The sequence below is a fragment of the Pseudomonas sp. H3_A02 genome (genome assembly GCF_054671965.1).
On the sequence record NZ_CP162807.1, the window covers coordinates 6,122,708 to 6,144,589 of the forward strand.

General features: G+C 61.7%; 22 protein-coding genes and 1 pseudogene. 9 read left to right on the plus strand and 14 right to left on the minus strand.

The window, feature by feature from the left end; genetic code table 11:
• Positions 1-47 precede the first annotated feature (47 nt).
• Positions 48-1,769, minus strand: a complete 1,722-nt coding sequence (aceK, locus tag AB4N80_RS26805; protein WP_305470175.1) for a bifunctional isocitrate dehydrogenase kinase/phosphatase — start codon at positions 1,767-1,769, stop codon at positions 48-50.
• Between the two features lie 130 nt (positions 1,770-1,899).
• Between aceK and AB4N80_RS26810 the strand changes: the two genes are divergently transcribed.
• On the plus strand, positions 1,900-2,808 hold the full coding sequence (locus tag AB4N80_RS26810) for a DMT family transporter (protein WP_460079742.1): 909 nt from the start codon (positions 1,900-1,902) through the stop codon (positions 2,806-2,808).
• 120 nt (positions 2,809-2,928) lie between these two features.
• Here AB4N80_RS26810 and AB4N80_RS26815 read toward each other — a convergent pair whose 3' ends face one another.
• The 3 genes from AB4N80_RS26815 to cysK all read right to left on the minus strand — a co-directional run bounded on the left by AB4N80_RS26815 (position 2,929) and on the right by cysK (position 6,379).
• Positions 2,929-3,792 (minus strand): DMT family transporter, encoded by an 864-nt coding sequence (locus AB4N80_RS26815; RefSeq protein ID WP_460079745.1) that lies wholly within the window; start codon positions 3,790-3,792, stop codon positions 2,929-2,931.
• 339 nt (positions 3,793-4,131) lie between these two features.
• Positions 4,132-5,070 (minus strand): aspartyl/asparaginyl beta-hydroxylase domain-containing protein, encoded by a 939-nt coding sequence (locus AB4N80_RS26820; protein ID WP_122566118.1) that lies wholly within the window; start codon positions 5,068-5,070, stop codon positions 4,132-4,134.
• Positions 5,071-5,404: 334 nt separating this feature from the next.
• The gene (gene cysK / locus AB4N80_RS26825; RefSeq protein WP_122566117.1) at positions 5,405-6,379 is read right to left on the minus strand and encodes a cysteine synthase A; all 975 of its coding nucleotides are present in this window, start codon (positions 6,377-6,379) and stop codon (positions 5,405-5,407) included.
• A 147-nt stretch (positions 6,380-6,526) separates the two neighbouring features.
• Here cysK and AB4N80_RS26830 point away from each other — a divergent pair, with 147 nt between their 5' ends.
• Positions 6,527-7,603: a DUF748 domain-containing protein gene (locus AB4N80_RS26830; RefSeq protein WP_122566116.1), complete on the plus strand. Its 1,077-nt coding sequence runs from the start codon at positions 6,527-6,529 to the stop codon at positions 7,601-7,603.
• Here AB4N80_RS26830 and AB4N80_RS26835 read toward each other — a convergent pair.
• Positions 7,600-8,100 (minus strand): DUF2442 domain-containing protein, encoded by a 501-nt coding sequence (locus AB4N80_RS26835; protein ID WP_460079750.1) that lies wholly within the window; start codon positions 8,098-8,100, stop codon positions 7,600-7,602. The genes AB4N80_RS26830 and AB4N80_RS26835 overlap by 4 nt on opposite strands.
• A pseudogene (locus AB4N80_RS26840) lies at positions 8,088-8,317 on the minus strand (DUF4160 domain-containing protein). The gene AB4N80_RS26835 and the pseudogene AB4N80_RS26840 overlap by 13 nt, the downstream one beginning before the upstream one ends.
• A gap of 200 nt (positions 8,318-8,517) precedes the next feature.
• On the opposite strand from AB4N80_RS26840, the gene AB4N80_RS26845 reads away from it, so the two are divergent.
• Both AB4N80_RS26845 and AB4N80_RS26850 read left to right on the plus strand, forming a co-directional pair.
• The gene (locus tag AB4N80_RS26845; protein ID WP_003184225.1) at positions 8,518-9,363 is read left to right on the plus strand and encodes an AAA family ATPase; all 846 of its coding nucleotides are present in this window, start codon (positions 8,518-8,520) and stop codon (positions 9,361-9,363) included.
• 34 nt (positions 9,364-9,397) lie between these two features.
• The gene (locus AB4N80_RS26850) at positions 9,398-10,576 is read left to right on the plus strand and encodes a vWA domain-containing protein (protein WP_003198888.1); all 1,179 of its coding nucleotides are present in this window, start codon (positions 9,398-9,400) and stop codon (positions 10,574-10,576) included.
• 105 nt (positions 10,577-10,681) lie between these two features.
• Here AB4N80_RS26850 and AB4N80_RS26855 read toward each other — a convergent pair whose 3' ends face one another.
• The 7 genes from AB4N80_RS26855 to AB4N80_RS26885 all read right to left on the minus strand — a co-directional run bounded on the left by AB4N80_RS26855 (position 10,682) and on the right by AB4N80_RS26885 (position 16,583).
• Entirely contained in the window at positions 10,682-11,602 is a 921-nt protein-coding gene (locus AB4N80_RS26855; protein WP_460079752.1) for a 5-oxoprolinase subunit C family protein, read from the minus strand.
• On the minus strand, positions 11,599-12,303 hold the full coding sequence (gene pxpB / locus AB4N80_RS26860) for a 5-oxoprolinase subunit PxpB (protein WP_305470164.1): 705 nt from the start codon (positions 12,301-12,303) through the stop codon (positions 11,599-11,601). The genes AB4N80_RS26855 and pxpB overlap by 4 nt, the downstream gene beginning before the upstream one ends.
• On the minus strand, positions 12,300-13,052 hold the full coding sequence (locus AB4N80_RS26865; protein WP_122566112.1) for a 5-oxoprolinase subunit PxpA: 753 nt from the start codon (positions 13,050-13,052) through the stop codon (positions 12,300-12,302). The genes pxpB and AB4N80_RS26865 overlap by 4 nt, the downstream gene beginning before the upstream one ends.
• 64 nt (positions 13,053-13,116) lie before the next feature.
• Positions 13,117-14,403, minus strand: a complete 1,287-nt coding sequence (locus AB4N80_RS26870; protein ID WP_060738732.1) for an MFS transporter — start codon at positions 14,401-14,403, stop codon at positions 13,117-13,119.
• Positions 14,404-14,721: 318 nt separating this feature from the next.
• Positions 14,722-15,264 carry a DUF2937 family protein gene (locus AB4N80_RS26875; RefSeq protein WP_018607553.1) on the minus strand — a complete coding sequence of 181 codons (543 nt, stop codon included), beginning with the start codon at positions 15,262-15,264 and terminating at the stop codon, positions 14,722-14,724.
• Positions 15,265-15,276: 12 nt separating this feature from the next.
• Positions 15,277-16,053: a class II glutamine amidotransferase gene (locus AB4N80_RS26880; RefSeq protein WP_122566111.1), complete on the minus strand. Its 777-nt coding sequence runs from the start codon at positions 16,051-16,053 to the stop codon at positions 15,277-15,279.
• 32 nt (positions 16,054-16,085) lie between these two features.
• Positions 16,086-16,583, minus strand: coding sequence for an MFS transporter (locus AB4N80_RS26885; RefSeq protein ID WP_460083176.1), 498 nt, complete (start codon positions 16,581-16,583; stop codon positions 16,086-16,088).
• A gap of 135 nt (positions 16,584-16,718) precedes the next feature.
• Here AB4N80_RS26885 and AB4N80_RS26890 point away from each other — a divergent pair, with 135 nt between their 5' ends.
• The gene (locus AB4N80_RS26890) at positions 16,719-18,773 is read left to right on the plus strand and encodes a S9 family peptidase (RefSeq protein WP_460079759.1); all 2,055 of its coding nucleotides are present in this window, start codon (positions 16,719-16,721) and stop codon (positions 18,771-18,773) included.
• 247 nt (positions 18,774-19,020) lie between these two features.
• The gene (locus AB4N80_RS26895) at positions 19,021-19,494 is read left to right on the plus strand and encodes a cyclic nucleotide-binding domain-containing protein (RefSeq protein ID WP_014337065.1); all 474 of its coding nucleotides are present in this window, start codon (positions 19,021-19,023) and stop codon (positions 19,492-19,494) included.
• Between the two features lie 153 nt (positions 19,495-19,647).
• Here the strand turns inward: AB4N80_RS26895 and AB4N80_RS26900 are convergent, their stop codons facing one another.
• The gene (locus AB4N80_RS26900) at positions 19,648-19,935 is read right to left on the minus strand and encodes a hypothetical protein (RefSeq protein ID WP_072341345.1); all 288 of its coding nucleotides are present in this window, start codon (positions 19,933-19,935) and stop codon (positions 19,648-19,650) included.
• A 72-nt stretch (positions 19,936-20,007) separates the two neighbouring features.
• Between AB4N80_RS26900 and AB4N80_RS26905 the strand changes: the two genes are divergently transcribed.
• The 3 genes from AB4N80_RS26905 (at position 20,008) to AB4N80_RS26915 (ending at position 21,841) form a co-directional block, all read left to right on the plus strand.
• Positions 20,008-20,694: a spermidine synthase gene (locus AB4N80_RS26905; RefSeq protein ID WP_072409852.1), complete on the plus strand. Its 687-nt coding sequence runs from the start codon at positions 20,008-20,010 to the stop codon at positions 20,692-20,694.
• A 48-nt stretch (positions 20,695-20,742) separates the two neighbouring features.
• The gene (locus tag AB4N80_RS26910; protein WP_003184246.1) at positions 20,743-21,117 is read left to right on the plus strand and encodes a YajD family HNH nuclease; all 375 of its coding nucleotides are present in this window, start codon (positions 20,743-20,745) and stop codon (positions 21,115-21,117) included.
• Between the two features lie 253 nt (positions 21,118-21,370).
• Positions 21,371-21,841, plus strand: a complete 471-nt coding sequence (locus AB4N80_RS26915) for an RNA methyltransferase (RefSeq protein ID WP_003198862.1) — start codon at positions 21,371-21,373, stop codon at positions 21,839-21,841.
• Positions 21,842-21,882 lie beyond the last annotated feature (41 nt).

Below are 21,882 nucleotides of genomic sequence, written 5' to 3' on the forward strand. Positions count from 1 at the left end.
TTATCGCGAGCAAGCTCGCTCCCACAGGGTTTGCGCAGATTTCGAGGTTATTCGCTGTCCAGGTCCTTGCGCCGATACGGAAACACATCGATCACCTTCCCTGCCCGGATCGCCTCCTGCAGGCTTTTCCAGTAGTCGGCGTTGTACAACTCGCCGTGCAACTGGTCGAACAGCTTGCGCTGCCCGGCGTCGGCGAACAGGAACGGCGGGAACTCTTCGGGGAAGACGTCCAGCGGGCCAATGGAATACCAGGGTTCGGAAGCCATTTCGTCTTCCGGTGTGCGGGGCTCGGGGATGTGGCGGAAGTTGGCTTCGGTGAGAAAGCAGATTTCATCGTAATCGTAGAACACCACGCGACCGTGGCGGGTCACGCCGAAGTTCTTGAGCAGCATGTCGCCGGGGAAGATATTGGCCGCCGCCAGTTGCTTGATCGCCAGGCCATAGTCTTCCAGCGCCTCGCGTACCTGGTCCGGGTTGGCGTTTTCCAGGTAGAGGTTCAGGGGCGTCATCCGGCGTTCGGTCCAGCAGTGGCGAATCAACACTGTCTCGCCTTCCACCGACACCGTGGACGGCGCCACTTCCAGCAGTTCCTCCAGGCAGGCCGGCTCGAACTTGCTCAGGGGAAAACGGAAATCGGCGAACTCCTGGGTATCGGCCATACGCCCGACCCGGTCGACGCTTTTCACCAGTCGGTACTTCTCGATCACCGTGGCCCGGTCGACGTTTTTCGACGGCGAGAAACGGTCCTTGATGATCTTGAACACCGTGTTGAAGCCCGGCAGGGTGAACACGCTCATGACCATGCCGCGCACGCCGGGGGCCATGATGAACTGGTCGTCGGTGTTCGCCAGATGGTTGATCAGCGCCCGGTAGAACTCGGATTTGCCGTGCTTGTAGAAACCGATGGAAGTGTACAGCTCGGCGATGTGCTTGCCCGGCAGGATGCGCTTGAGAAAGCCGATGAATTCCGCTGGTACCGGCACATCCACCATGAAGTACGAGCGGGTGAACGAGAAGATGATCGACACCTGCGCCTCGTCGGTGATCAGCGCATCGATCTGAATACCCCGGCCCTCGCGGTGCAACAGCGGAATCACCAGCGGCCACTGCTCATCACGGGTGTAGATCCGCCCCACCAGGTAGGCGCCCTTGTTGCGGTAGAGCACCGAGGAAAACAACTCCACGGTCAGTTCCGGGTCCTTGCAGACCCAGTCCGGCAGGTTCTCGCGCAACTGCGCTTCGAGGCGCTGCAGGTCGCCCGGCAAATCGGCGTAGTCCTCGCTGAAACGGTAGTCGGCGAACACACTCGCCAGCATCCGGTCCAACTGCCCCTGGGGCTTGTAGGTGCGGGTCTGGGCGGCGCGAGCCCGGCGCAGGCTGGGCCGGGTGGTGTGGATGAACATGGTGCCATCGCTGATCAGATCGTGGCTGAACAGCCCGCAAAAGATCGAGTTGTACCAGGTTTCCGACAGCTCATCGTCGAAGCGCAGGTCGATCAGGCTGATGTAGGCACTTTTAACCAGAGGCCAGCAGCCCACGTCCATCAGTGTTTCGTCATCGAAGGCCTTATGCAGTTTGGCGACGGTTTCGAAGACCTTTTCTTCATATAAATTGATCCGCGCCGCCGAAGCCGCTTGGGCCTCCAGCCACTGGGCCTGCTCGAACCGGGCGCGGGCGCCGTCGGTGATCTGCCGGAAATGCTCACGATAATCGTCGAAGCCGTCGAGGATCGAACGGGCGATTTCGAGGGCGGGCCATGGCTGCGGCATAAAGTAAACCTCGGCGAGTCATGCTTGTTATTGGCGACTGAGCTTAGAGGCCAATTACGCGGCAACGCAACCATTGCCATCGGTATACAGGGCGGCGACACTTGCCACCCCATCAAGGAAGGAGTGGCTCGTGAACCTCGTCGATATCCTGCGTTTACTGTCACTGGCCGCCATCTGGGGGGCCAGCTTCCTGTTCATGCGCATCATCGCCCCCGTCATTGGCACCATCCCCACTGCGTTCTTTCGCGTGTCCATCGCCTTCGTCGGGCTGCTGGTGATCCTGGCCCTGATGCGCGTCGATTGGAATTTTCGCGGCAAGCTCAAAGTCGTCATGGTGCTAGGCCTGATCAACTCGGGCATTCCGGCCACGTTCTATTCGCTGGCGGCCCAGGTGCTGCCGGCCGGTTACTCGGCGATCTTCAATGCCACCACGCCGTTGATGGGCGTGGTGATCGGAGGCTTGTTCTTCAGCGAGCAACTGACCCTGGCCAAGGTCAGCGGTGTCTTCCTGGGGCTGCTCGGCGTTGGCATCCTGACCCGCGCCGGCCCGGTGGCGTTCGACCTGCAACTGTTGATGGGCGCCCTCGCCTGCCTGCTGGCCACGACCTGCTACGGCTTTGCCGGTTTCCTCACCCGGCGCTGGCTCGATCACCAAGGTGGCCTGGACAGCCGTCTCTCGGCCCTGGGCAGCATGTTTGGCGCCACGGTGTTCTTGCTGCCGCTGTTTGGCTACAGCGTCATCAGCCAGCCGCCGGCCAGCTGGGGTGGCTGGAGCGTCTGGTTGTCACTGCTGGGGCTGGGCCTGGTGTGCACCGCGCTGGCATACATCCTTTATTTCCGTTTGCTCAGTTCCATCGGTCCGGTCAAATCCATGACCGTGACGTTCCTGATCCCGCCATTCGGCGTGCTGTGGGGGGCGTTGCTGCTGGATGAGCCGTTGGGAATGGCGCATTTGTATGGCGGGGTGCTGATTGCGGCGGCGTTGTGGTTGGTGCTCAAGCCCGCTGTGGTGAAACCGGCTGAAGCGTCTGCCCGATAATCCTCGGTGTGGCTGAGTGCGCCATCGCGAGCAAGCTCGCTCCCACAAAGGGCTGTGCATAACCCTGTGGGAGCGAGCTTGCTCGCGATAGCGGCGGTACAGGCAATCAATAACTAAGGGCTAGCGGCTTTTACGAAACACAAACCCCAACCCCACGATGATCAGCACCATCCCCAGCACGCTCAACAACGCCAGCCGGTTGCCGAACACCAGGTAGTCCATGATCGCCGTCACCGCCGGCACCAGGTAGAACAAGCTAGTGACATTGACCAGGTTGCCACGGGCGATCAGCCGGTACAGCAGCAACGTCGCCAGCACCGACACCACCAGCCCCATCCACAGCACCGGCACGAAGAACCCCGCACTGTATTCGAAGTGAAACGGCTGGAACGGCACAAACACCGCGCACAGTACCAACCCGGCCAGGTACTGCACCGGCAGTGTCCCCAGTGGGTTGTCGGTGATGCGCTTCTGCATGATGGAACCGGCCGTCATGCTCACCAGTGCCAGCAGCCCGCACACCATCCCCGCCAGGGACATGCCGGCCAGGCCGATGCCCTGGTACACCACCATGACCAACCCAACCAAGCCCAGCACCAGGCCGAACATCCGCGCCCCGGAACGCTGACGTTCCATGAGCACCACGGTCAGGATCGGTTGCACCCCCATCAGGGTGGCCATGACCCCGGGCGTGACATTCATTTGCAGCGCCAGCAGATAAAAAATCTGATAGGCGCCCAGCAGCACCAACCCGGTGGTCACCGCGTACCGCATCGGCTTACCGGTCTTGGGCAGCTTGAACTTGAGCAACGGAATCAACAGCACCAGCGCGAACAGTGCGATGGCAAATCGGATCAGCAAAAAGGCGAAGGGTGAAGCGTGGGCCAGGCCCAGCTTGGAAAAGATCGCCCCGCTGCTCCACAGCAAAACGAACAGGCTCGTGGAAGCCGCCGCCAATAAGGCGTTTTTGGAAAGGGAAAACATGGATACCACCTGTAGTCAGGCAAAAAGCCAACTCAGCCGAGGCTGAAGTCCAGTAGTTTTTTCAGGCGGGCACAGGGGATGGCAACCGTTGCCGATCAGCCCTGAATGCCAACACCCGGCGGTGATACGACGGCGTACACCGATGAGCTACGGACAGGTGGGGGGTATTGACCGATCTGCGCAGGCTGCTGACTCCCACACGGCACGACGCCAGCGTTGAACGCTGGAACCACGACCGCGATGACAGGGGATGCAGGCATGAGCCGATCTCTTGAAGGGTGGGTTGGAAAACCCGAAGAGCGCTGACTATAACCAGCGCCCGATGGACTGCGCAATGTTTTAAACGAACAACCAATAACCAAGCGCCGTCAGCACCGCCACCGCCAACACGGGCCGCATCACCCGATACGCCTTGGGATGCTTGCGCTTGAATTGCTTGACCTGGCCACTGATGCCGTCGCTGAACGACTTGCTCCAGGCATAGGCCCGGTTGATGCCGCCGACATGTTCATCGTCCAGGTTCTGTGGCGCGGTGGCGCGGCCGAGGAATGCGCTGATGCTGCGGTTGAGGCGGGTCATCAGCCGGCTTTTCAAGGGCCGCTCGACATCACAGAACAGGATGACGCGGGTCTGTGGGGTTTCGTTCTTGACCCAGTGCACATAGGTTTCATCGAACATGACGTCTTCGCCGTCGCGCCAGGCGTAGATCTGACCGTCGACGAAGATCCGGCAGTCATCGGAATTGGGCGTGGACAGCCCCAGGTGATAACGCAACGAACCGGCGAAGGGGTCTCGATGTGGATTCAGATGGCTGCCACCGGGCAACAGGGCAAACATCGCGCCCCGGATGTTAGGGATCCGGCTGACCAGCTCGACCGTCCTGGGGCAAAGCAACTCGGCGGACGGCAGCGGTTTGTCGTACCACTTGAGGTAGAAACGCTTCCACCCCTTCTTGAAGAACGAGCCGAAACCGGCGTCGTTGTTCTTCTCGGCGGCGCGAATGTAACCCTCGTCAAACAAGTGCATGGCCTCGTCGCGAATGACTTGCCAGTTGTCCTTGAGCACATCCAGTTCGGGAAACTTGCTGCGATCCAGGTAAGGCTTCGAGGGCACGCCGGAGAACAGGTACATCAAGGCGTTATAGGGGGCGAACAGCGCCGAATGGTTGACGAACTGACGCAACACCGGCAAACGCGCCTTGCCACGCAAATGCACATAAAGCGTACTGCCCAAAAACAGCAGCAACACCGAGGCCTTGGCGATAAACGAAACGGTCATTTTTACAACTCCTTGTCCAAAAACAACTGACGCAACGCCTACTGCCCGACGTAGCCGAGGACCATGTTAAACATTCGTGGCCCGGGTAAAAACCGTCTGACGCAACATTCTCTGTTGAGTAAAACGCAATAAACACTTTCTAACAGGCGCCACCTGAACCTTGGCTGACGCCGGTCAAAACACCGCTAAATGAACCTTTGTAGGCAGGCTCTCCGTGGGAGCAAGGCTTGCCCGCGATGAAGATAATGCGGTCTGCCAGGAACCGAGGTGCCTATATCGCGAGCAAGCTTTGCTCCCACAGCAGGGCTCTCTCACCCTCGCAGTGAATTCACGATTACTGCTGAGTCTCCTGCTCGGTAAACAGATCGCTGAACAACATGCTCGACAAGTACCGCTCGCCCGAGTCCGGCAGAATCACGACGATGGTCTTGCCCTGCATTTCCGGCTTTTGCGCCAGGCGCACGGCCACGGCCATCGCCGCGCCACAGGAAATCCCGCAGAGGATGCCTTCCTCCTGCATCAAGCGCAGGGCCATGGCCTTGGATTCGTCGTCAGTGACCCGCTCGACCAAGTCGACGATCGACAGATCGAGGTTCTTGGGCACGAACCCGGCGCCGATCCCCTGGATCTTGTGGGGGCTGGGCTTGATCTCCTGACCCGCCATCGCCTGGGTAATCACTGGCGAAACCTCAGGCTCGACCGCCACCGACAGGATCGGCTTACCGCAGGTGTTCTTGATATACCGCGAAACCCCGGTAATGGTTCCGCCGGTGCCCACGCCCGCTACCAGCACGTCCACCGCACCGTCGGTGTCGTTCCAGATTTCCGGGCCGGTGGTCTTTTCGTGGATCGCCGGGTTCGCCGGGTTATCGAACTGCTGCGGCATGAAGTATTTGGACGGATCGCTGGCCAGAATCTCGGCGGCCTTCTCGATGGCCCCCTTCATACCCTTCGCCGGTTCGGTGAGCACCAGCTCCGCCCCCAGGGCCTTGAGTACCTTGCGGCGCTCGATACTCATGGAGGCCGGCATGGTCAGCATCAGTTTGTAGCCACGGGCGGCGGCGACGAACGCCAAGCCGATCCCGGTGTTACCCGAAGTCGGTTCGACGATGGTCATGCCCGGTTTGAGTTTGCCCGAGCTTTCAGCGTCCCAGATCATGTTCGCGCCGATCCGGCACTTGACCGAATACCCTGGGTTGCGCCCCTCGATCTTGGCCAGGATGGTCACACCGCGCGGCGCAATGCGGTTGATCTGCACCAGTGGCGTATTACCGATGGAATGGGCGTTGTCAGCGAATATACGGCTCATGGCTGGGTCCTTGATGGGGCGAGAATTTAAGCCTTTAAAGGTATGCCTGTTGCCCATGGGCGTCCAGTTGCACCGAACGTTCCCGTTGTTGCGACAGTCAATGGCATTAGGAGGCGCTCCCCCAACAAACGCTGGAGACTGACTGACATGAAGCGTCGATACCGCTGGCCACTGTGGGTGTTCGCCACCCTCGTCGCGGTGCTCGTGGCCCTGCACTTCACCCTGCCTTACCTGGTACGCGACTACCTGAACGATAAACTGGCCAACATGGGCGATTATCGCGGCCAGATCACCGACGTAGACCTGGCCCTGTGGCGCGGTGCCTACCGGATCAACGGCTTGGAAATCGTCAAGGTCGACGGCAAGGTCCCGGTGCCGTTCGTCACCGCACCGCTGGTGGACCTGTCGGTGAGCTGGCACTCGCTGTGGTACGACCATGCGGTGGTGGCCGAGGTGGAATTCGCCCGCCCCGAAGTGAACTTCGTCGACGGCGGCGCCAACCGCCAGAACTCCCAGACCGGCCGGGGCACCAACTGGCGCGAGCAACTGGAAAAACTGCTGCCCATCACCTTCAACGAAGTGCGCATCAGAGATGGCAAGGTCACCTTTCGCAATTTCAACTCCAAGCCACCGGTCAACCTGCGGGCCACCGACGTCAACGCCAGCTTCTATAACCTGACCAACGTGGTCGACACCGAAGGCAAGCGCGACGCCCGTTTCGAAGGCAAGGCCCTGGTGGCCGAACATGCGCCCCTGGAAATGCAGGCCACCTTCGACCCCTTGAGCGATTTCGAAGATTTCGATTTCCGCCTGCGGGCCAGAAACATCGAGCTCAGGCGCCTGAACGATTTCGCCGCGGCCTATGGCAAGTTCGATTTCAATGCTGGCCACGGCGACCTGGTGGTCGAGGCTGAAGCCGACAATGCCCGGCTCAGCGGCTACATCAAGCCATTGCTGCGTGATGTTGATGTGTTCGACTGGCAGCAGGACGTGGAAAACCAGAACAAGAACATCTTCCGCTCGGTCTGGGAAGCGCTGGTCGGCACAGGTGAAACGGCCCTCAAGAACCAGCGCAAGAACCAGTTCGCCACCCGGGTGGAACTCAGCGGCAATGTTCACCAGCAGGACATCAGCGCCTTCGAAGCCTTCCTGCAGATACTGCGCAACGGTTTCGTCCAGGCCTTCAATGCCCGTTATGAACAACCGCCGCCGGCGGCCGACTAAGGTTTGCGCGTGACGGTATAACGGCCAGTCGGTTCCGCCGCCACACTTGCGCCTTCACGCTGCAACGAGTCCCAGCCCAGGCACGCCAGGGCCAACGAACGCGGCACAGCCTCACGGCCACTGCTGTAGCGGCTGATGCTGCGAGCACTGACCCCCAGCGCTTCAGCCGCCTGGCTCAGCGGCAGGCCGGTGCGGGCACGCCAACCGATGAAGATGCGGGTATTTTCGTTCACGGCGTTCTGCGCCAGTGCATCCAGATACAACGTATCGGCACCGATCTGGATATCCAGTTCTGGCCATTCCACGCTCCAGCCATCGTCGCCCAAAATTGCGCCCGCAAACGCTTCGTCTTTCAACAGAGGCTGCAAGTCGGGATAACGTTGTACATCGGCGCTCAAGTCCAGCCTCAGTTGCTGACCGTCGATGAACGTCAGGTCCAGGCTGAACGGCAATACAGGCTGCACGGCCAATAGCCGCGGCCGTTTCATGGGTAGCATCGTTGCCAGTCCTCTAGCAGTTGCGCCTGATGAGCCCTGACCCAGTCCAGCGCTTCCTTATGATCAATGGCGGCGCCCGCCCCATCATGACTTCGACGGTTTCCAGGCTCAGGACCACATCCACTCCGCTACCCGTGAGGTGGACATGGGGCGGAGGATGATCCCTTTCCCGCAACTGAATGCGATAGGTATCTCTGAATCGATATTTAGTAGACATGCCACCGAGCGTATCGCCAAATTGGCGATATGCAATACTGGCAAGGCGCCGAGACTGAGTCAACATGTGACGCTCCATTCAGAGACTGAATACAGCGTCTGCGTTCACAGTCGGCGGGGCGTCGCGTTATAGTCGGGCACGTTATTTATTTCCCGCGCCCCGCCTCCTCAGGCCGGCGATACCGTTCGAGGAATTGCAGAATGAAGTTCGAAGGCACCAGCGCCTACGTGGCCACCGATGACTTGAAGCTGGCCGTGAACGCCGCCATCACCCTGGAGCGGCCGTTGCTGGTCAAGGGCGAGCCGGGCACGGGCAAGACCATGCTGGCCGAGCAACTGGCCGAGTCCTTCGGCGCGCGCCTGATCACCTGGCACATCAAATCCACCACCAAGGCCCACCAGGGCCTGTACGAGTACGACGCGGTCAGCCGCCTGCGGGACTCGCAACTGGGCGTGGACAAGGTCCACGATGTGCGCAACTACTTGAAGAAGGGCAAGCTCTGGGAAGCGTTCGAGTCCGAGGAGCGGGTGATCCTGCTGATCGACGAAATCGACAAGGCCGACATCGAGTTTCCCAACGACCTGCTGCAGGAACTCGACAAGATGGAGTTCTATGTCTACGAGACCGACGAAACCATCAAGGCCAAGCAGCGCCCGATCATCATCATTACCTCCAACAACGAAAAGGAACTGCCGGACGCCTTCCTGCGCCGCTGCTTCTTCCACTACATCGCCTTCCCCGACCGCGTTACCTTGCAGAAAATCGTCGATGTGCATTACCCGGACATCAAGAAAGACTTGGTCAGCGAAGCGCTGGACGTGTTCTTCGACGTGCGCAAGGTACCGGGCCTGAAGAAAAAGCCTTCCACCTCCGAACTGGTGGACTGGCTCAAGCTGCTGATGGCCGACAACATCGGCGAAGCGGTGCTGCGCGAGCGTGATCCAACCAAGGCCATTCCGCCGCTGGCCGGCGCCTTGGTCAAGAACGAGCAGGACGTGCAACTGCTTGAGCGCCTGGCGTTCATGAGCCGTCGCGGCACCCGCTGATCCTCTTCGTCTAACAAGAGCGAGGGCGATTGCCATGCTGCTTAACCTGTTCAACGAAATGCGCGCCGCCAAGGTGCCCGTGTCGGTGCGTGAACTGCTGGACCTGATCAACGCGCTGAAACAGCGGGTGATCTTCGCCGATATGGACGAGTTCTATTACCTGTCCCGGGCGATCCTGGTGAAGGACGAACGGCATTTCGACAAGTTCGACCGGGCGTTCGCCGCGTACTTCAACGGTTTGGAAAAACTCGACGACCACCTCCAGGCGCTGATCCCCGAGGACTGGCTGCGCAAGGAATTCGAGCGCTCGCTGACCGACGAGGAACGGGCACAGATCCAGTCCCTCGGTGGTCTGGATAAGCTGATCGAGGAGTTCAAGAAACGCCTGGAAGAACAGAAGGAACGTCATGCCGGCGGCAACAAATGGATCGGCACCGGCGGCACCAGCCCGTTCGGCTCCGGCGGCTTCAACCCCGAAGGCATTCGCGTCGGCGACGCCGGCAAGCGCCAGGGCAAGGCCGTGAAGGTCTGGGACCAACGCGAGTACAAGAACCTCGACGACCAAGTGGAATTGGGCACCCGCAACATCAAGATCGCCCTGCGCCGCCTGCGCAAATTCGCCCGCCAGGGTGCGGCCGAAGAGCTGGACATCGACGGCACCATCGACCACACCGCCCGGGACGCCGGCCTCTTGAACATCCAGATGCGCCCGGAGCGACGCAACACCGTCAAGCTGTTGCTGCTGTTCGACATCGGTGGCTCGATGGACGCCCACGTGAAAATCTGCGAAGAGCTGTTTTCGGCGTGCAAGACCGAGTTCAAGCACCTGGAGTACTTCTACTTCCACAACTTCGTCTACGAGTCGGTGTGGAAGAACAACCTGCGCCGTACCTCGGAACGCACCTCGACCCAGGATTTGCTGCACAAGTACGGCGCCGACTACAAAGTGATTTTCATCGGCGACGCGGCCATGGCGCCCTATGAAATCACCCAGGCCGGCGGCAGCGTCGAACACTGGAACGAAGAAGCCGGTTATGTGTGGATGCAGCGCTTCATGGAGAAGTACAAGAAGCTCATCTGGATCAATCCGTACCCCAAGGACACCTGGGGTTATACCGCCTCGACCAACATCGTGCGCGAGTTGGTCGAGGACCGGATGTATCCGCTGACTTTGCGGGGGCTGGAGGAAGGGATGCGGTTTCTTTCCAAGTAAGATCTTCTGTGCCCTTTAGGGCCTCATCGCGAGCAAGCTCGCTCCCACACTGGATCTTCGTCGTATACAAGACCCCCTGTGGGAGCGAGCTTGCTCGCGATGCTTTTAGCGGTCGAGAAAATTGCGCAAACACTCCACCTGCTGCCGATGCGCAACCGCCTGCACCAGCGGCCGCAACCGCACCTGCGCCCCTGGCAGGCATTGCGCCAGCCGGGCCAGGGCCAAGGGGGTCAAGGCCCCCAGGCGTGGATAACCACCGATGGTTTGCCGGTCATTGAGCAGCACGATCGGCTGGCCGTCCGGCGGCACCTGCACGGCACCGAGGGGAATACCCTCGGAAATCATCGCCGGCCCCTGGTATTCCAGCGCCGTGCCCAGCAACCGCATGCCCATGCGATCGGCGCGACTGTCCAGCGTCCATGGGGTGTTGAACGCATCGAACAGACTCCGTCCACTGAACGCGCCATTCTGCGCCCCCAGGATCAGGTCCAGCGGCTGCGCTTGCTGGAAATCCGGAATCCGCGTGTACGGCATCGGCCGAGGCGTCGGCGTGCCTGAATAGCTCAAGTGCGCGCCGCGACTCAGCGCTCGCCCCCGTCCATCCAGGCCGCCGAGTTCCTCGCGCACCACCGTCGCCCGGCTGCCCAACACCGCCGGTGCATTGAAACCGCCAGGGGCCGCCAGGTAGGCCCGGGCACCGAGCACGGGCTGGGTGAGCGCCAGCACCTGGCCCTTGCGCAGGCTGAAGAAGCGCCACGACGCCACGCCCTGGCCGTCTATTCGCGCACCCAGGTCCGCCCCGGCCAACGCCAGCACGCAATCCTCTTCGGCCACCACGGTAAAGCCACCGAGGGTAATCTCCACCACGGCCGCGTCCAGGTCATTACCGAGCATCCAATTGGCCCAGGCCATCGACAGCCAATCCGCCGCGCCGCCCTGGGTCACGCCCAGGTGCCTCACGCCGAAACGGCCAGCGTCCTGCAACAGGCACAGCGGTGTGCTGGCCTCGATCAACAACCGGCTCATGCCTGGGCCTCCAACGGTGTGTCGTCGCCACCCAGCGCGATGAATTCGGCATGGTCCACGGGGGCAAAACGCACCGTGTCCCCCGGCTGCATCAGGCTATAGCCGTCGCGCTCACGATCAAACAGTTTGGTCGGGGTGCGACCGATCAGGTTCCAGCCGCCGGGCGACACCACTGGATACGCTGCGGTCTGGCGTTCAGCGATGCCGACACTGCCCGCGGCCACGCGCTTGCGTGGCGTATCGAGGCGCGGTGCGGCCAATTCTTCGTCCACCAACCCCATGAAGGCGAAACCGGGTGCGAAACCCAGGGCAAACACCTGGTACTCGCGTTCGCTGTGGCGACGGATCACCTGGGCAACCGTCAAGCCGCTGCGGCTCGCCAACAGCTCCAGTTCCGGCCCGACGCTAAGGTCGTACCACACCGGCAGCACGTGGCATTGGCCGGCGGACTGGGCATCTGGTGAAAGGTTATGCAGCGCTTCGTCGATCAACTCCCGAGCCTGCACCGGGTTCAGGGCGAGCAAATCGTAGTGCACCATCAAGGTGGTGTAGGACGGCACCAGATCGATCAGATGCTCGGCAAACACCGCTCGCAGGCGCTCGCTGGCGGCAAGCATCCAGGGCATGTTGGCCTCGGCGATCTCATCGAACAGGCGCACCATCAGGCAGTCCACCGCCACCACTTCCAAGCGTGGTTTCATGGCGCACTCTGCCGGTCCAGGGCTTCGCGGATGCGTTGCACGGCCGCCACGGAGCTCGCGTTGTCACCGTGCACGCACAAGGTATTGGCCTTCAGGTGCAAGGCGCTGCCGTCACTGGCGGTCAACGCATCACCACGGGCGATGGTCAGGGCCTGCCCGATAATGACCTCGGGATCGTGGTGCACCGCGCCCGGCGCTTGCCGCGAAACCAGGCGGCCGGCACTGTCGTAGGCGCGATCGGCAAAGGCTTCGAACCACAGGGTCAGGCCGTACTCGTCGCCCAGGGCCTGGGCGGCGCTGTTGTCCCGGGTGGCCATGAGCATCAGCGGCAATTGTCGATCATAGGCCGCGACAGCTTGGATCACCGCGCACAGTTGCGCCGGGTTGGCCATCATATCGTTGTACATCGCCCCGTGGGGTTTGACGTAGCTGACCCGCCCGCCCTGGGCCCGGCAGATGCCGTCGAGGGCGCCGATCTGGTAGTGCAGCAAGTCCTGCAACTCCTGGGCGCCATAGGCCATGGAGCGGCGGCCGAAGCCCGCCAGGTCCTGATAGGCCGGGTGCGCGCCGATCCGCACGCCGTGGCTCAGGGCCAGGCTGACGGTCTTGCGCATGATGCTCGGGTCGCCGGCATGAAAGCCGCAGGCGATGTTGGCGCAATCGATGAAGGGCATCACCTCGGCGTCCAGACCCATGGTCCAGCTGCCGAAGCTTTCGCCGATGTCGCAGTTCAATAGCAGGCGGTTCACGGTGAACGCTCCTGTAGGTTCTTTCTTTGTTTAACTGTGAGGCACGTGCCCCACAGGTTATCAGTTACTCGGCTTCCAACTGCTTGCCTTGGGTTTCCGGCAGGCTCAAGGCCGCGAGGATCACCACGCCGTAGGAGACCGCCGCGAACGCTCCGATGCCGACGCTCAATGGCACCTTCTGGCTGAGGATACCGATCAACAGCGGGAACAATGCCGCCACCGCCCGGCCGATGTTGTAGCAGAAACCCTGGCCCGAGCCCCGGATGCGGGTCGGGAATAATTCGGTGAGGAACGAGCCCATGCCGCTGAACATCCCGGAAGCGAAGAACCCCAGGGGAAAGCCCAGCCAGAGCATCACGTTATTGCTCACCGGCACCTGGGTGTACAGCAGCACGATGGTGAACGAGCCGACGGCGTACAGGACGAAGTTCTTCTTGCGCCCCAGGATGTCCGACAGGTACGCACTGATGACATAGCCCACGTAGGAACCGACAATCACCATCGCCAGGTAGCCACCGGTGCTCAAGACACTCAAGCCACGTTCATTTTTCAGGAACGTCGGCAGCCAGGACGTGATGGCGTAGTAACCGCCCAGGGCACCGGTGGTCAGCAGCGAGGCGCGCAGGGTGGTGAAGAGGATGCCGGGGGCAAAAATCTCGTAGAACTTCGCTGGATTTTCCGGCGTCAGGCGAGCCTTGGTCTGGTTATAGACTTCCGGATCCTTGACCAGCCGGCGGACGAAAATCACGAACACCGCCGGCACGATGCCGAGGATGAACAGGGCGCGCCAGGCGTCTTCCGGCGGCAGCACCGAGAACAGCAGCGCATACAGGATCGCCGTCATGCCCCAACCCAGCGCCCAGCCCGACTGCACCATGCCCACCGCCTTGCCGCGGTCCTTGGCGCGGATCACCTCGCCCATCAACACCGCACCGGCGGTCCACTCACCGCCGAAGCCGAAGCCCATCAATGTACGGGCGATCAACAGTTGTTCGTAGTTCTGGGCAAAGCCGCACAGGAAGGTGAAGAAGGCGAACCACAGCACCGTCAGTTGCAGGGTGCGCACCCGACCGATGCGGTCCGAGAGAATGCCCGCGACCCAGCCGCCAATGGCCGAGGCGATCAAGGTGCTGGTGTGGATCAGGCCTGCCTGGCCGGTGGTGATGCCCCACATGGCGATCAGGGTCGGCACCACGAAGCTGAGCATCTGGGTATCCATGCCGTCCAGAGCGTAGCCGATCTTGCAGCTCCAGAAGGTGCGACGTTCCTGCTGGTTGATGTTGCGATACCAATCGAACGGGCCAGAACGAGCCTGGGGTTGGGGGACGCCGAGTGTGTCGGGTGCACTCATGGTGGTTCTCCACGGTTTTATTGTTTTTGAGTCTCGACGACGCTGACGTGGAGACCGTTGCCCCGATTCTTGAGCGCGCGGCCGATCCCGTCCAACGAATAAAACCTTGGCTGGGTCATAAGAAAAAGTTGATTGGGTGGGCAAACAGCGAGAGAACGGAGAGGACACCGTTGTGGCGAGGGGATTTATCCCCGCTGGGTCGCGAAGCGGCCCCAACAAGGCCACCTCCTGTATCAAGCAGGATTACCAAATGGGGCCGCTTCGCAGCCCAGCGGGGATAAATCCCCTCGCCACAGAAGCTCCTCGGCCTGAGCGGTGTCAGAGCCCGCGCAGGTCGCGCTCTTCAATCGGCCGCCCCTGGCGCAGGCGCTTGCCGCCCAGCACCACCCAGTCGATCAGGCGGAACAGGCATTCCAGGCCAAACGACAGCAACATCGCGCCGCTGATGCCCCAGACCATGGCCTCGGGGGTCAGCAGGATCTGGTAACTGTAGCCGTTCCAGGTTTCCTTGCGGATGTCCGGATCGGCGGCCAGCGCCACTTGCAGCAGGCGGATGTACCACGGGCCCTGCATCGCCTGGAATTGCTTGTCCAGGGCCTGCTGGCGCACGAGCAAGGTGTTCAGGCTGTCGGCATCGCTGCGAAAGATCGGGTCCTCGCTGGCACGGTAATGGGCCACCAGGGCCTGCATGTCACCTTTGAAGAACTGGTTGGCGGTGCCCTGGAAACCTTGCAGGCCGGTCTGCGCCTCGATCAGGTGAGCCTCGACCCGCTTGGCGTAATCATTGATGAAACCCGGCACCTGGACCCCAACCAACAGGCCCACCGCGAACAACACCAGCCGTAGATAACTGAGCAACATAACGTGACGTCCTTATTCGGTCCGGCCGTGGCTGGCGCATTCGCCGCGTCGCCACAGGCTCCATTGGCCCGGTTCGTAGCGGGTCCAGGTTTCGTTTTCGGTCAAGGGTTCGGTGGCGATCACCGTGACCACGTCATTGGGCGTGGTTTCGGCCTGGAAATCGACAATCACATCCACGTCCTTGAGACGCGCCGGGCCGAACGGCGCGCGACGGGTGATCTGGGCCAGTTTGGTCGAGCAATAGCAGAACAGCCAGTCGCCATCGCTAAGCAGGCAGTTGAACACGCCTTTGCTGCGGTATTCGGTGCAAGCCTCGATCAACGACGGTAACAGCTGTTCCACCTCTACCGGTTCCGGGAAGGCCTGGCGCACGCGGTTGAGCAGATCGCAGAAAGCCGCTTCGCTGTCGGTGTCGCCCACCGGACGGTAGAAGCTCACGCCCGGTTGGAAATCGGCGAGCTGGCCGTTGTGGGCAAAACACCAATTGCGGCCCCACAACTCACGCACGAACGGGTGGGTGTTAGACAGGCAGACCTTGCCGACGTTGGCCTGGCGAATATGCCCGATCACCACTTCGCTCTTGATCGGATAACGCTGTACCAGGTTCGCCACTTCCGATTCGCTGCTGGCGGCCGGGTCCTGGAACAGGCGCAGGCCACGGCCTTCATAGAAGGCGATGCCCCAACCGTCCCGGTGCGGCCCGGTCTTGCCGCCGCGCTGCATCAGCCCGGTGAAACTGAACACGATGTCGGTCGGCACATTGGCGCTCATGCCCAGTAACTCACACATGCTCGAACTCTCGCTTCAAGGGGCAGGCCTGCTTACAGGCGCGGTTCGATACGCGAACGCTGGGGGTTGCTCGGCACGGGCGGGCGACCGTAGCGGTCATCACCGGCCACGCCGAACGGTGGCTCATCCTCGGGCTCTTCGGTCGCGGCGGCGGCTTTTGCGGCGGCAGCCCGCTCCTTGCGCGCATTGGCGGCCCGCTCGATGGGGAAGCGGATCAGCACGATCACCAAGTAAAGGCCGAAGGCGATCATGCCATACATGAGCAGATCGGACGCCGCCCGCCAGACGTTGTTGCCAACCTTGAACAAGATGTCCAGGGCGACAATGGCCAAGGCTGGGGCAACTTTGTCCTTCACCGGGTCGACGACGGTGGGGCTGAACAGCAACACCGCCATCAACAAGCGCAGCGGCTCGCGCAACCAGCGCCACATCCAGCGGGTCATGCGCATCCACACCAGTAGGCAGCCCAGGGCGGCGAAGGCGTAGAGGCCCCAGGCGATCAGATAGTCATTCTCGGTCATGGTGTCCATGGCAAGGCAGGCAAAGAGACGCTTATAGTAACGGCTTTTCACGCGTCAGGCTGCCCCGGCGTCTGGCGAATGGCCTGTGTGGTGGCTTCTGTCCAGGCCGCGTGTCCCTTTTTGTACAACGTTCGAGAGCCTTTCATGTCCCTATCTGCCCACGTTTCCAACGCCCCGATTGCCCGCAAGGACGCCGGCGTTGACCCGTACGCCTGGCTGCAGGAGCGCGACACCGACGCCGTGCTCGACTACCTCAAGGCGGAAAACAGCTATCAGGAGGCGCAACTCGCCGATCAGGCGGAACTGCGCGAAACCCTGTTCCAGGAAATCAAGGGGCGTATCCTCGAGACCGACCTGTCCCTGCCCTCGCCCTGGGGTCCGTACCTGTACTACACCCGCACCACGGCCGGCGACGAATACCCGCGCCATTACCGTTGCCCGCGCCCGACCGATGACAGCCTGACCGTGGACGAAAGCCGCGAACAACTGCTGCTGGACCCGAACGCGTTGGCCGGCGGCGGTTTCTTTGCCCTGGGCGCCTTCAGCATCAGCCCCGACCACCAGCGCCTGGCCTACAGCCTGGACACCACGGGCGATGAGATCTACACCCTGTTCGTGAAGGAATTGTCCAACGACAAGGTCAGTGAACTGTCCTTCGACGATTGCGACGGCAGCATGACTTGGGCCAACGACAGCCTGACGCTGTTTTTTGGTGAGCTGGACGAGACCCACCGTCCTCACAAACTCTGGCGCTATCGCCTGGACGGTACGGCCGCCGAGCAAGTGTTCCATGAGCCGGACGGTCGCTTCTTCCTGCATTGCTATCGTTCGAGCTCGGAAAAGCAGTTGATCCTGTCCCTGGGCAGCAAGACCACCAGCGAAGTCTGGGTGCTGGACGCCGCGCAACCGCAACAGCCCTTCACTTGCCTGGCGCCACGCCTGGAAAACCACGAATACGACGTCGACCACGGCCGGCTCGATGGCCAATGGACCTGGTTGATCCGCAGCAACCGCGACGGGATCAACTTCGCCCTGTACCAGGCTGCCGACACCGGCGTGGCGCCGACCGAGGCCGACTGGCAAAACCTGATCCCCCACAGCGACACGGTGATGATCGACGGCCTGAGCCTGAACGCCGGGGCCATGACCCTGAGCCTGCGCGAGGGCGGCCTGCCGATCATCGAGGTGCATCCCCAGGGCTTGCCGGCGTATCGGGTGCAGTTGCCGGACGCGGCCTACAGCCTGCATGTGCAGAACAGCCTGGAATTTTCCAGCGAGCGCATCCGCCTGCGCTACGAAGCCCTGAACCGCCCGGCGCAGATCCGTCAGTTGGACCTGGCCAGCGGCGCGCAGGTCGTGCTCAAGCAAACCCCGGTGCTGGGGCCGTTCGATGCCGATGCCTACGTCAGCCAGCGGCTCTGGGCGACGGCAGCGGACGGCACCCAGGTGCCCATCAGCCTGGTGGTCAAGCGCGAAGCCCTTGGCCAGCCGGTGCCGCTGTACTTGTACGGATATGGCGCCTATGGCGAAAGCCTCGACCCGTGGTTTTCCCATGCGCGGCTGAGCCTGCTCGACCGTGGTGTGGCGTTTGCCATTGCCCACGTGCGCGGCGGCGGTGAGTTGGGGGAAGCCTGGTATCGCGCCGGCAAACAGGAGCACAAGCACAACACCTTCAGCGACTTCATCGCCTGCGCCGAACATTTGATCGCCAACGGTTTCACCACCGCTGACCAACTGGCGATCAGTGGCGGCAGCGCCGGCGGCCTGCTGATCGGCGCGGTGCTCAATCAACGTCCGGAGCTGTTCAAGGTGGCGATTGCCGAAGTGCCGTTCGTCGATGTGCTCAACACCATGCTCGACCCCGACCTGCCGCTGACCGTCACCGAATACGACGAATGGGGCAATCCAGAGGAGCCGGACGTTTATGATCGGATCCGGGCCTACGCCCCGTACGAAAACGTCCGCGCCCAGGCGTACCCGGCGCTGTTGGTGATCGCCGGGTACAACGACAGCCGCGTGCAGTACTGGGAAGCGGCCAAGTGGGTGGCGAAATTGCGCGCCACCAAGACCGACGACAACCCCCTGCTGCTCAAGACCGAACTGGGCGCCGGCCACGGCGGAATGAGCGGGCGTTACCAGGGATTGCGTGACGTAGCGCTCGAATATGCATTTGTCTTGAAGGTTTTAGGGGTGGTCTGAGGAACTCCATCGGATCGCTGGGTCTTAGCTCCATGCGCAAGGCTCTGAGACAACTAAAATCCAATGTGGGAGCGAGCCTTTGTGGGAGCAAGGCTTGCCCGCGATACAGGCGACTCAGTTCTGTCTGTCAGATCAAGCTGATGCCATCGCGGGCAAGCCTTGCTCCCACAAGAGTCTGTCCCAAAGATCTGCTTACACCCGGGCCAACCTGAACCCGTAACAAACACAAGAAAAAGACCGTGACGACATGTCAGAACCGACCTTACTGAACAAAGAAATCCGCGACTGGCTGATGGACTGCGGTCTGTTCGACCAGTTGCTGCCCGTCGACTTCGCCGCGGCGTCGGGCTATTTCAGCATCAGCGCCATCGCCGAGGGCGAAGCGATTTTCCGCGAGGGCGATGCCGGCAGCTTCATGTGCATCATCCACACCGGCCAGGTGGCCGTGCAGAAAACCGGCCCCGACGGCCAACCCGTGACCATCGCTACCCTGCGCAGCGGTCGGGCCTTCGGCGAAATGGCCGTGCTCGACGGCGAACGGCGCTCGGCCAGTTGCATCGCCGCCAGTGATTGCCAGTTGCTGAACCTGGGCAAGGACTCCCTGGAAAAAATGCTCAACGACGCCCCCAAGATCGCCGCCAAGATCATCCGCGCCCTCGCCGTCTCCCTGTCCAAGCGCCTGCGCATGGCCGATGGGCAGTTGTTGTCGCAGCAGGTCTGACAGCCGCCATAATCCCCTGTGGCAACCATCCCCCCTGTGGGAGCGGGCTTGCTCGCGAAGGCGGTGTGCCAGTCAACATCAATGCTGACTGATCCCACGCCTTCGCGAGCAAGCCCGCTCCCACAGGGTTTCATTGTCCAAAGGATCTCAGTCCTACCCCCCCGGCGACTTGGCCTTCACCGGCTTCGGCTCCATGCCCGGTATCGGCTGGTCCTTGGGCGGCTTGGGCATTTCAATGGGCGGCAGCAAGGGCGGTCCACCGCTTCCCGGGCCAGCCTTGGGCACACCGTTGGGTGTGACCGGCGGATACGGCATCGGGGTAGCAGTGCCCGGCGACCCTGGGATGCTGGGCGGGTTGACCGGAATCGTCGGTTGTTGAGCCTGGGCGCAACTTATTGAGAGCGCCGCCAGGGCAATGGCCGTTAGAATGATGCACTTCATCAATGGCTCCGTGGCTATTGTCTGCTTTAAGGCTAGTCGTTACCGCGCGGTTTGCCCTCCTACGAGATTTCCATGAAACGTTTCGTTCTGCTCGACACCACGCCCATCCCTGATAACGGCGGTGCCCTGTGCCTGTTCGAGTACGGCGAAGACTTCGTCATCAAAATCCAGGGCGGTGACGGCGGGCAGTTGATGAACACCCGCATGCACGGTTCCGAAGACGCCCTGGCGGAGATTCCTTGCCGCAAGGTCGCCGGTCGTCCTGGCTCACGCGTGCTGATCGGCGGCCTCGGCATGGGCTTCACCCTCGCTTCGGCCCTCAAGCACCTGGGCAAGACCGCTGAAGTGGTGGTGGCTGAGCTGGTGCCCGGCGTGGTGGAGTGGAACCGTGGCCCCTTGGGTGAAAAAGCCGGGCGGCCGCTGGCGGACCCGCGCACGGTGATCCGCCTGGAAGACGTAGCCAAGGTGCTGCAAGCCGAACCCCAGGGGTTCGACGCGATCATGCTCGATGTCGACAACGGCCCGGAAGGCCTGACCCAGAAAGCCAACAGTTGGCTGTACTCGGCCGGAGGCCTGGCCGCCTGCGCCAAGGCCCTGCGGCCCAAGGGCGTGCTGGCGGTATGGTCGGCCAGCGCCGACCGGCAGTTTTCCGACAAACTGAAGAAAGCCGGCTTCAAGGCCGAAGAGGTGCAAGTGTTCGCCCATGGCAACAAAGGCACCCGCCACACCATCTGGATTGCCGAGAAACTCAAGGGCTGAGCTAAACTGTGCCCAACCGTCATCAGTCTTTTTTACAAAGGTGAACCCATGAGTTCGTCAACGCCACCGTCCAACACCGCCAAGCTGGACCGTATCCTCGCCGATGCCCAGCGCGATCGGGAGATGGGCTACCGTGACAAAGCCCTGAAAATGTACCCCCATGTCTGTGGCCGCTGCGCCCGTGAGTTTTCCGGCAAGCGCTTGAGCGAACTGACCGTTCACCACCGCGACCACAACCACGACAACAACCCCCAGGACGGTTCCAACTGGGAATTGTTGTGCCTGTACTGCCACGATAACGAGCACTCGCGCTACACCGACCAGCAATACTTCGGCGACGGCTCCCTGAGCACCCCGAAAATCGCCAAGGCGACCCACAACCCCTTTGCCGCTTTGGCTGGGTTGATGAAGAAAGACGAGTAATCCAGCCATAGTGACGAGCCCTGCTTTGTGGGATCAAGGCTTGCCCGCGATGAAGCCGATGCGGTCTTTCAGAAACCGAGGCGCCTATTTCGCGAGCAAGCTTTGCTCCCACAGGGTTTCGTGTATGCCGAAAATCCAATGTGGGAGCGAGCTTGCTCGCGATGGCGATCAAACAAACACCACACATCTCGAACCTGACCACCCTCCCCCATTCCCCGTATAATCGCGCCTTTTCCCCAAAGGCACCCCGCCCGTGGCCAACAAACGCTATAGCTGCATCGGTCTGTTCAACCCCAAGTCACCGGAAAATGTCGGTTCGGTCATGCGTGCCGCCGGTTGCTACGGCGTGGCGTCGGTGTTCTACACCGGCAAGCGCTATGAGCGCGCCGCCGACTTCGTCACCGACACCAAGAAAGTCCATTACGACATCCCGCTGATCGGCATCGACGACCTGAAGAAAATCCTGCCCCTGGGCTGTGTGCCAGTAGCTGTGGAGCTGGTGGAGGGCGCACGTCCGCTGCCCGAATACACCCACCCGGACCGGGCGCTGTACATCTTCGGCCCGGAGGACGGCTCGCTGGACAAGGACATCCGCGACTGGTGCGAGGACGTGGTGTACATCCCCACCACCGGCTGCATGAACCTGGCCGCCACGGTCAACGTCGTGCTGTATGACCGCATGGCCAAAGGCAACAACACCCGCTCAGGGCCGCAATTCCGCTGATCGGTGCGATATTCGATTGAACGAGGCAATCGCTCAGGCAG

Bases quoted from the DNA above. Each gene is read 5' to 3' on its own strand.
- aceK (WP_305470175.1), bottom strand. From the start codon at position 1,769: ATGCCGCAGCCATGGCCCGCCCTCGAAATCGCCCGTTCGATCCTCGAC.
- AB4N80_RS26815 (WP_460079745.1), bottom strand. From the start codon at position 3,792: ATGTTTTCCCTTTCCAAAAACGCCTTATTGGCGGCGGCTTCCACGAGC.
- AB4N80_RS26820 (WP_122566118.1), bottom strand. From the start codon at position 5,070: ATGACCGTTTCGTTTATCGCCAAGGCCTCGGTGTTGCTGCTGTTTTTG.
- cysK (WP_122566117.1), bottom strand. From the start codon at position 6,379: ATGAGCCGTATATTCGCTGACAACGCCCATTCCATCGGTAATACGCCA.
- AB4N80_RS26830 (WP_122566116.1), top strand. From the start codon at position 6,527: ATGAAGCGTCGATACCGCTGGCCACTGTGGGTGTTCGCCACCCTCGTC.
- AB4N80_RS26835 (WP_460079750.1), bottom strand. From the start codon at position 8,100: ATGCTACCCATGAAACGGCCGCGGCTATTGGCCGTGCAGCCTGTATTG.
- AB4N80_RS26845 (WP_003184225.1), top strand. From the start codon at position 8,518: ATGAAGTTCGAAGGCACCAGCGCCTACGTGGCCACCGATGACTTGAAG.
- AB4N80_RS26850 (WP_003198888.1), top strand. From the start codon at position 9,398: ATGCTGCTTAACCTGTTCAACGAAATGCGCGCCGCCAAGGTGCCCGTG.
- AB4N80_RS26855 (WP_460079752.1), bottom strand. From the start codon at position 11,602: ATGAGCCGGTTGTTGATCGAGGCCAGCACACCGCTGTGCCTGTTGCAG.
- pxpB (WP_305470164.1), bottom strand. From the start codon at position 12,303: ATGAAACCACGCTTGGAAGTGGTGGCGGTGGACTGCCTGATGGTGCGC.
- AB4N80_RS26870 (WP_060738732.1), bottom strand. From the start codon at position 14,403: ATGAGTGCACCCGACACACTCGGCGTCCCCCAACCCCAGGCTCGTTCT.
- AB4N80_RS26875 (WP_018607553.1), bottom strand. From the start codon at position 15,264: ATGTTGCTCAGTTATCTACGGCTGGTGTTGTTCGCGGTGGGCCTGTTG.
- AB4N80_RS26880 (WP_122566111.1), bottom strand. From the start codon at position 16,053: ATGTGTGAGTTACTGGGCATGAGCGCCAATGTGCCGACCGACATCGTG.
- AB4N80_RS26885 (WP_460083176.1), bottom strand. From the start codon at position 16,583: ATGGACACCATGACCGAGAATGACTATCTGATCGCCTGGGGCCTCTAC.
- AB4N80_RS26890 (WP_460079759.1), top strand. From the start codon at position 16,719: ATGTCCCTATCTGCCCACGTTTCCAACGCCCCGATTGCCCGCAAGGAC.
- AB4N80_RS26895 (WP_014337065.1), top strand. From the start codon at position 19,021: ATGTCAGAACCGACCTTACTGAACAAAGAAATCCGCGACTGGCTGATG.
- AB4N80_RS26900 (WP_072341345.1), bottom strand. From the start codon at position 19,935: ATGAAGTGCATCATTCTAACGGCCATTGCCCTGGCGGCGCTCTCAATA.
- AB4N80_RS26905 (WP_072409852.1), top strand. From the start codon at position 20,008: ATGAAACGTTTCGTTCTGCTCGACACCACGCCCATCCCTGATAACGGC.
- AB4N80_RS26910 (WP_003184246.1), top strand. From the start codon at position 20,743: ATGAGTTCGTCAACGCCACCGTCCAACACCGCCAAGCTGGACCGTATC.